The 8134-nt window shown below is 62.0% G+C and carries 6 protein-coding genes; 3 read left to right on the top strand and 3 right to left on the bottom strand.

Annotation, left to right across the window (positions count from 1 at the left end):
* Positions 1-123: 123 nt before the first annotated feature.
* A complete protein-coding gene (locus tag FJ398_23520) occupies positions 124-876 on the bottom strand; it encodes a class II aldolase (protein ID MBM3840869.1) in 753 nt (250 codons plus the stop codon).
* Positions 877-886: 10 nt separating this feature from the next.
* Positions 887-2461, bottom strand: a complete 1575-nt coding sequence (gene purH / locus FJ398_23515) for a bifunctional phosphoribosylaminoimidazolecarboxamide formyltransferase/IMP cyclohydrolase (GenBank protein MBM3840868.1) — start codon at positions 2459-2461, stop codon at positions 887-889.
* 224 nt (positions 2462-2685) lie between these two features.
* Here purH and FJ398_23510 point away from each other — a divergent pair, with 224 nt between their 5' ends.
* The 3 genes from FJ398_23510 (at position 2686) to FJ398_23500 (ending at position 5861) form a co-directional block, all read left to right on the top strand.
* Positions 2686-4590: an ABC transporter ATP-binding protein gene (locus tag FJ398_23510; protein ID MBM3840867.1), complete on the top strand. Its 1905-nt coding sequence runs from the start codon at positions 2686-2688 to the stop codon at positions 4588-4590.
* A 178-nt stretch (positions 4591-4768) separates the two neighbouring features.
* Positions 4769-5035, top strand: coding sequence for a hypothetical protein (locus FJ398_23505; protein ID MBM3840866.1), 267 nt, complete (start codon positions 4769-4771; stop codon positions 5033-5035).
* Positions 5010-5861: a glycosyltransferase gene (locus FJ398_23500; protein MBM3840865.1), complete on the top strand. Its 852-nt coding sequence runs from the start codon at positions 5010-5012 to the stop codon at positions 5859-5861. Before FJ398_23505 ends, FJ398_23500 begins: the two co-directional genes overlap by 26 nt.
* A 50-nt stretch (positions 5862-5911) precedes the next feature.
* Here FJ398_23500 and acs read toward each other — a convergent pair whose 3' ends face one another.
* The gene (gene acs, locus FJ398_23495; GenBank protein MBM3840864.1) at positions 5912-7924 is read right to left on the bottom strand and encodes an acetate--CoA ligase; all 2013 of its coding nucleotides are present in this window, start codon (positions 7922-7924) and stop codon (positions 5912-5914) included.
* Positions 7925-8134 lie beyond the last annotated feature (210 nt).

The following is an 8134-nucleotide window of genomic DNA, read 5'->3' as shown; positions in this document are numbered from 1 at the left end:
TTTTGTCCGTGGCCTGCGTTGGCTCGGTCCTTACAGCCCGCGTTGGGGATGCTCGGACCTCGCCGCCTTGGCCACAGCCAAAATCCCTCGCCGCAGGACCCCGCGCAATTTTCGGACACGCTCTCAGATATTCAACTGCCGTTGGCGGTGCGCTTCATCCGGTCGCCCTGCAATTCGGTCCACGTGCTGGGGCGTGAGAAAGTTCGGTCCGCCCAACGCGGCCGCGCCCATGAAAATGGCGGCGGCCTTGTTCGCCATCAGGAGGCACGCCAGCACGGCGTTCGGCGTGCCGCCCAACGCAATGAGGCCGTGATTCTGCAGCAGAATCAGGCGCGGAACGGTGTCATGCTGTTGGATGAACGCCGAGGTGCGGTCCCGAATCTCGCGGGACAACGGCAACCCCGGATCCGTATAAGGAATGAATACCGACGCCGGGCCGCAGCACACGACTTCGTCCGGGAACAACCGCCGCTCTGCGAAATCCCGCGCGCGGGGCGAACAGAGGATTTGATTGGCCGCCACCGGATGGCAATGGCCGACAAAACCGACTCCTTCCAGCGTGAGCAGCCAGGCGTGAAACATGGCCTCCACGCTGGGTTTCTTTCCCTGGCCATCGACGCGCGAGTCCATCAGCGCTTGATCGATGGCCTCATCTCGGATGTTCCGTTGGTTGAGGATGGCCAGCACTTTGGCGCTGTCGCAAACCGTGACGTCCGCTTCCGAGAGCGTCGCGAGGCTGCAGCCGCTGGCTTTGACTGCGAACTGGGCGCCGTTGAGTTTGGCCGAAGTATTGCCTTCGCCCAAAATGGCCAGGTGGCGATCCTCCCTCCCGATCGCGCGCGACAGTTGAAGGAGTTCATTCACCCGGGCATTCATCCAGGACCACTCAATGCCGAAAATGCCGCACGCCGGTGAACGCCATCGCGACATTTCTTTCGTCCGCCGCTGCGATCACTTCCGCGTCGCGCACGGAACCGCCGGGCTGAATCGCCGCCGTGGCGCCGGCTTCCGCCGCCGCAATCAATCCGTCGGGGAACGGAAAAAACGCGTCGCTGCAGACAACGCTGCCCTTCAGCGACAATCCGGCCTCGCCCGCTTTCCACACGGCAATCCGGCTGGCATCCACGCGGCTCATCTGGCCTGCGCCGATGCCCAGCGTTCGGTCCTGCGCCGCATAAACGATGGCGTTCGATTTGACGTGCTTGACCACGCGCCAGCCGAAAAGCATCGCGGCCAGTTCGGCTTGGCCCGGCGGTCTCCGGGTGACGATTTTCAGTTCGCCGGCGCTCACGGTTTTCACATCGCGCTCTTGCAGGAGCCAGGAATCGGCGCCGACGCCGCGCACATCCCAGGCGCCCGCCGTCGCCGGATTCTTTAGAACCTTGATGAGTCGAAGATTCTTTTTCTTTTGCAGCAACGCCAGAGCGTCGGGCGCAAAGTCCGGGGCGATGATGACTTCGCTGAAAATTTCGGCGATCGCTTCCGCGCAGGCCGGATCGAGCGCCTGGTTGACGGCGATGATGCCGCCGAAAGGCGCTTGCTTGTCCGTCGCGAACGCTTTGTCCCAGGCCTCCCGCAGCGTCGCGCCCTGCCCCACGCCGCAAGGGTTCGTGTGCTTGAGGATCGCCAGCGTGGGTCCGTCCCCGAAAAACTCGGCGATCAGGCTGGCGGCGGCGGTGAGGTCGAGAATGTTGTTATACGAAAGCTCCTTGCCGTGGAGTTGCTGGAAATACTCATTGAACCGGCCATACAGCGCGGCGCGCTGGTGCGGGTTCTCTCCGTAACGCAAAGGCTGGACTTTCGATTCTCGGAGTGTCAGTTCAGCGGGCAGGTCGAGCGAGCTGGCTTCGGTGGATTTGCTCGTTTGTTCCTGGCGAGTTGCGAACGCGCGGCTCAAGTAACCCGCAATCGCGCCGTCGTAAGCCGCGGTCCGCGCAAACACCTTCGCCGCGAGCTTCCGGCGCAGTTCCAGCGTGGTGTTGCCGCCGGCCTGGATTTGCCGGGCGACCTCGTCATAGTCCCCTGGATCGACGACGACGGTGACGCTTTCGTGATTCTTGGCCGCGCTGCGAAGCATCGAGGGGCCGCCGATGTCGATGTTCTCGATCGCTTCGTGAAGCGCTACTCCCGGTTTCGCCACGGTTTGCTCGAAGGGGTAAAGATTCACCACGACCAGATCGATCGGCTTGAGGTCGTGTTGCTGAGCGGCCTTCTCGTGGCCGGGATTCCCGCGGAGGAAGAGCAGGCCGCCGTGGACTTTCGGGTGGAGCGTCTTGACGCGCCCATCCAGCATTTCCGGAAAGCCGGTGTAGGCGCTCAACTCCGTCACGGCGATGCCTTGATCACGCAGGGCCTTGGCCGTCCCGCCCGTCGAGATGATCTCCACCCCCGCTTTCGCGAGCGTGAGGGCGAGAGTGCTCAAGCCGGTTTTGTCGGAGACCGAAAGCAGCGCGCGTTGTATTCTCGGCATAAAGCGCGGGTAAAATCCTCCAGAAGTTCAACCGCCGTCAACCGGATTCCAGCAATTCTCATTATGGTAGGGCGAGTCCGTCCCGGCGAGCCGTGTCCGACGTATTGGGAACACGTTGGAGGCAGCTCGCTGGGGACAGGCTCTACCGAAGTCAAACTGAGAATTGCTGACCGGATTCCACTGACCCAAGTTGAGGCGTTGAGGCTTGTAAATCGATGGCATTGCTAAAGGATTTTGCGCAGAATCAACCCGCCGTGAGCAACCTCCGGATTATCTTTCGATTTGGCTGGCCCTATTTGCGGCGATACTCGGGGCGATTCATCGTTGGCATTCTGCTCGGAATCGCCTTCGGGTTCTCCAATGCCGGCTTTGTCTGGGCGACGAAAACTCTGATCGGCCGCATGGCCCCGGAGTCCGAAACCCAAGCCGCCAAAACTCCCGCGAACGCCGCCGGCACCGCCACAGCCCTGGACCGCGCCAAACTCCGCCTGGAGCAAACAACCGATCGCTGGGTCGATCCCTGGCTCCCTTACGCGGGACGGCCCGTGGACTGGCAGCAGTTCGTGGGTGGATTGTTCTTTCTGCCGTTGCTGGCGGCGTTCCGCGGCGGGGTCGGTTACTTGAACAGCTACTGCATGGCCTGGGTCAGCGAACGCGTCGTCAACGACCTGCGCATCGATGTTCTGGAAAAACTCACCGGCCTGTCGCTCGATTTTTTCAATCGCTCTACCACGGGGGATTTGCTCACGCGCGTCAACCAGGACACCGCGTCCTTGCAGCGCTGCCTGAGCCTGGGCTTCGCGGACCTCGTCAAGGAACCGATCACAGTCGTCAGCATCCTGATCGGCGTGGGGTTGATCGACTGGAAATTGACGCTCCTGGCCATGGTTTTTTTCCCGGTCTGCGTGGTGCCGATGATTCTCTTGGGACGCAAGGTGCGGAAAGCGAGCAAAGGCGCGCTGGGTGCCACCGTTTCGCAGGCCAGTTTGCTCGTGGAAATGCTTTCCGGCATCCGCGTGGTCAAGGCGTTCGGTCTGGAGCAACAGCAAGTCGCCCGCTTCCGCAAGTTGTCCCGAGACCTGGTGCATCACGGGATGAAGGGCGCCCGCGCGCGCGAGCAACTCAACCCGATCATCGAGACGATTTCCATGTTCGGACTGGGCATGCTCGTGGTGTACATCGCTTATCAGCAGCAAACGGTGGCGCAAATGGTTGCGTTTCTCACCGGCATGGCTCTCGTCTATACGCCGATAAAAAAGCTGGCGAGCCTGCACGTCCTCTTCGAGCAAACCAGCGTGGCGATCGAACGTCTGCTCCAGGTGTTCCGGGAAAAACCCACCGTGCGCGAAACGGCCGATCCGAAACCGATGAAGTCTTTTCAATCGGGGATCGTCTTCAACAAAGTGAGCTTCTCCTACGGCGACCGGATGGTGCTGGAGAACCTCAACCTAACCATTCCGCGGGGAATGCGGTTAGGCGTCGCCGGTGAAAGCGGTTCCGGCAAAAGCACGCTCGTGAATTTGCTGTTCCGATTTTATGACCCGACGCATGGAACAATCCGGATCGACGGGTGCGATCTGCGCGAGGTCGCCTCGGAACCATTGCGGCGCTTGATGGCGCTGGTGAGCCAGGAAGTCGTGCTGTTCGATTTGAGCGTGGCGGAGAACATCGCGTGCGGCCAGCCTGCAGCCACGGGTGCCGAGGTGGAAGCCGCGGCCCGTGCGGCGTTCGCTCATGAATTCATCGCCGCGCTGCCTCAGAGCTACCAAACGCGCGTAGGCGAACGCGGTGTCACGTTGTCCGGCGGCCAGCGCCAGCGGATCGCGATTGCGCGGGCGTTCGTACGCGACGCGCCGATTCTCGTTTTGGACGAAGCGACTGCCGCGCTGGATTCGCAATCCGAAGCCGAGGTCCAGGCGGCGATCGATCGGCTGGCGGAGCACCGGACGGTCATTTGCGTGGCGCACCGGTTGTCCACGCTGTCGAACATGGATCACATCATTGTTTTGTCGCAAGGCCGCATCATTGAAGCGGGGCGGTTCAAGGATTTGCTGCAAGCGGGCGGATTCTTCGCCGCCATGGCGAGCAAACAAGGCTTCGGACTGGCTGCGACTCAATGAACTTGCGCGCCAGCGGCTGCAGAAGAAGTGAGTCCAGCCTCGTAGCGCAGATTTTTAATCTGCCGTATCGCGGAATTGCATTCCGCGGCGTTCCGGCCAACTCGAGCTCGCGGCATTGTTCGACGCGCGGCCGATTCCAAATCGGCGATACAGCAGAGTTCAACTCTGCGCTACGTTGATGCGAATTCTGCACACAGAATGGTCGGACGGCTGGGGCGGACAGGAACGGCGCGTTCTGTCCGAGATGACCGGGATGAACGCGCGCGGCCATTTCGTCGCCCTGGCCACTCGGCCCCAGTGCCGCCTTCGCGTCCAGGCCGAAGCCGCGGGGATTCCCGTCCTGACGCTGCCCAGGCGCGCTGGACTTCGCCTCGATCCGAGCGCTGCGGCGATCTTTGTGCGAGCAGCGCATCGAGGTCGTGAATACGCACAGCGGCGTCGATAGCTGGATCGGCAGCCTGGCCGCAAAGTGGGCGCGGACGCCGGTCCTGCTGCGCACGCGTCATCTGAACCTGCCGTTGAAACGGAGCCGGCTGAATCTCGTCCATCATTTTCCCGACCGCATCATCACGTGCGGCGAGGCGATCCGCGCGGAATTGATCGCGCGCGACGGGTTTCCGCCGGGCCAACTCGTCAGCATTCCCACCGGCATCGATTTCGCAGGTTTCAATCCGCAACGCGACCGAAGCGCGACCCGGAAAAATCTCGGTCTCGCCGAGGGCCATTTCGTCATTCTCATGGTCGGAATTCTCCGCACCGTCAAAGGGCACGATGTCGCTCTGCGAGCGTTTCAAACCATGGCCTCGGAAATCGAACAGGCTCGGCTGGTGTTGGCCGGCGACGGCCCCTGGCAAGGGGAGTTACAGCGGCTGACCGCAACTTTGGGTCTCACGGATCGCGTCCGCTTTCTCGGATTTCGCGACGATGTTCCGGACTTGATGGCGGCGGCGGATTTGTTCCTGCTCACGTCGCGGTCGGAAGGAGTCCCCCAGGCTGTTACGCAGGCGATGTACGCCGGTTTGCCTGTTGTGGCCACACGAGTGGGGGGCGTTCCTGAATTGATCGCGCACGAGGAGAATGGCCTGCTGGTGCCGCCGGAGAATCCGGTCGCGACCGCAGCCGCCATCCGGCGAATGGCGCAAGACCCGAACCTGGCCCGGCAGTTCTCGGCAGCGGGTCGGTCGCAGGTGGAGATCCGATTCAGTTTGCAGGCGATGCTGGATCGGACCGAGCAACTCGGCGCGGAATTATTGGCGGAGAAACGCCGCTGAGAACCTGTTTGAGAATTCCCGCGGCTGCGATTTTCAAAACAGCTCTCAGATCATTCCTCGCTCCGGCTCAAGCGGGCGATCACGCCCAAATCCTCGAGCGTGGTCGTGTCTCCCTTGATTTCACCGCCGGCCGCGATTTGCTTGAGCAACCGGCGCATGATTTTTCCGGAACGGGTCTTGGGCAGGGCCTCCGCGAAACGGATGTCGTCCGGTTTGGCCACCGGGCCGATTTCCTTGGCGACGTGCCTGCGGAGTTCATCGCGCAGTTCGGGAGCGGCGTTCACGCCGGATTTCAATGTGACGAAAGCGACCAAGGCCTGGCCTTTCAATTCGTCGGGGCGACCGACCACGGCCGCTTCCGCAACCTTTGAATTGCTGACCAGAGCGCTCTCCACTTCCGCCGTGCCGATGCGATGGCCCGCGACGTTGAGCACGTCGTCAATGCGCCCGACGATCCAGAAATAGCCGTCCTTGTCCTGGCGCGAGCCGTCGCCGGTGAAGTAACTTCCTTTGACCTCGCTCCAATAAATTTCCTTGAAACGCTGCGGATCGCCCCAGACGCCGCGCAGCATGCCCGGCCACGGTTTGCGAAGCACGAGCTTGCCGCCCGTGTTGCGCGGCACAGGCTGGCCCTTGTCATCCACCACTTCAGGAACGATCCCGAAAAACGGGAGCGTCGCGGAGCCAGGCTTGGTCGGCGTCGCGCCGGGCAAAGGCGTGATCAGAATGCCGCCGGTCTCGGTTTGCCACCAGGTATCGACGATGGGACAGCGTTTGCCGCCGATGACTTCGTGATACCAGATCCAGGCTTCGGGATTGATCGGCTCGCCCACGGTGCCGAGCAAACGCAGCGAACGCAGATCGCGTTTCATAGGCCAGTCCACGCCCCATTTCATGAAAGCGCGAATCGCGGTCGGCGCCGTGTAGAGGACGGTGACGCCGTATTTTTCCACGATGCGCCAAAAGCGGTCCGGTTCGGGCCAGTTCGGCGCGCCTTCGTACATCAGGCTGGTCGCGCCGTTCGCGAGCGGGCCATAGACCACGTAGCTGTGCCCGGTGACCCAGCCCACGTCCGCCGTGCACCAATACACATCGGTGTCCTTCAAATCGAAGACGTAACGGCTCGTCAGCCTCACGTAGAGGAGGTAACCGGCGGTCGTGTGAAAAATTCCCTTCGGTTTGCCCGTGGAACCGCTCGTGTAAAGAATGAACAGCGGCGCTTCGCTGTCCATTTTCTCCGGAGGGCAATCGACCCCGACCAGCTTCGACTCCTCGTGCCACCAGACGTCGCGCCCGTCTTGCATCTGAACTTCGTTGGCGGCGCGGCGCAGCACGATGACCTTCTCAATGGATGCCGCCAGCAAGGCTCCTTGCGCGTCCTTGAGCGCCAGCGCCTCGTCCACATTTTTCTTCAGCGGCACCACGCCCCCGCGGCGAAAACCGCCGTCCGCCGTGATGACGAGCTTGGCGCCGCAATCATGAATCCGGTCCGCGACCGATTGCGCGCTGAAGCCGCCGAACACGACCGAATGGACCGCGCCGATCCGCGCGCACGCGAGCATGGCGATGGCGGCTTCGGGCACCATGGGCAGGTAAATCAGCGCGCGATCTCCTTTGCGAATGCCGTTTTTCTTGAGCACATTGGCGAACCGGCAGACCTCGCGGTGAAGCTGTTTGTAAGTCAGGACGCGTTCCTCGCCCGGCTTGCCGTCGGTGGCAGGCTCGCCTTCCCAGATCAGCGCGGCTTTGTTCGCGGTGGGCGTGTCCAGATGCCGGTCCAGGCAATTGGCGCTCACGTTGAGCTGGCCGCCAACAAACCACTTCGCGAACGGCGCCTGCCATTGCAGCACCTTTTTCCAAGGCTTGACCCAAACCAGCTCGTCCTTGGCCCGTTTGCCCCAGAATTTTTCCGGCGCTTTGACCGATTCCTTGTAAAGCTTGCGATACTGGGCGAGCGACTTGATATGAGCTTGCTGGGAAAAGGTTTTAGGCGGAGCGAAAACGCGCTCTTCATGTAGGACCGACGTGATGCCGGGGGCCGGCGCAAGCTTTTGGTCACTCATAATCGTGCTGAGAACGGAGGCATCTTAGGAGCGAGCGAGGACGCGTCAATCTTGAAGGGGAGTGAAAACCGTATCCCCCTCTCGGGTCTGTGCAAAAATAACTTCCGGTTTTGGCGGGAGCGCCGCCTGGCCGGATGCAAGGCGCGAGGAGGGAGCATCCCCGTTTTGGGGCTGTGACCGACGAGCAACGCCGCAGCCGGCCAGGCGCCG

The sequence above is a fragment of the Verrucomicrobiota bacterium genome (genome assembly GCA_016871535.1).
Classification (GTDB): domain Bacteria; phylum Verrucomicrobiota; class Verrucomicrobiia; order Limisphaerales; family SIBE01; genus VHCZ01.
Note: the sequence above shows the minus strand (reverse complement) of the source record. Positions and strands in the feature narration are given on the sequence as shown.